Here is a 519-nt window from a genome sequence, read left to right as displayed (position 1 = left end):
CCGAAAATAAAACAAAATTTTTATTCAATGCAATTAGAAGTGATCTTAATGATCAAAAAAAAAAAAAAAAATATATTGGAATAAAAGAAATCAGTAAAAAAGTCCCTCGATGGTCATACAAATTAATCAACGAATTAGAACAACAGGAAGGAGAAAGTGAAGAAGAAGTACCAATAGATTATCAGATTCGTTCAAGAAAAGCCAAACGTGTAGTGATTTTTACTGATAACCGGGGAAATACCGATCCTAATAATAAGGATACTAATAATTCTAATAAAAGAGACGAAGTAGCTTTGATACGATATTCGCAACAATCTGATTTTCGTCGAGACATAATCAAAGGTTCAATGCGAGCCCAAAGATGTAAAACAGTTATTTGGGAACTTTTTCAAGCAAATGCACATTCTCCGCTTTTTTTGGACAGAATAGACAAATCACACCCTTTTTTTTTTGATATCTCCGAACTGATAAAACTCATTTTTAGAAATTGTATAGGAAAGGGAGCAGAATTTCCTTGCA

1 protein-coding gene is annotated in these 519 nt (G+C 31.6%); it reads left to right on the top strand.

Translation table 11 applies throughout. The annotated features are described in order from the left end of the window. On the top strand, positions 1-519 hold a 519-nt coding region (locus tag IE178_RS37305; RefSeq protein WP_193515131.1), incomplete at both ends, for a hypothetical protein.

The organism is Streptomyces griseoloalbus (assembly GCA_014650015.1).
Taxonomy (GTDB): Bacteria; Actinomycetota; Actinomycetes; order Streptomycetales; family Streptomycetaceae; genus Streptomyces; species Streptomyces griseoloalbus.
This window is presented reverse-complemented; position numbering and strand designations above follow the sequence as displayed.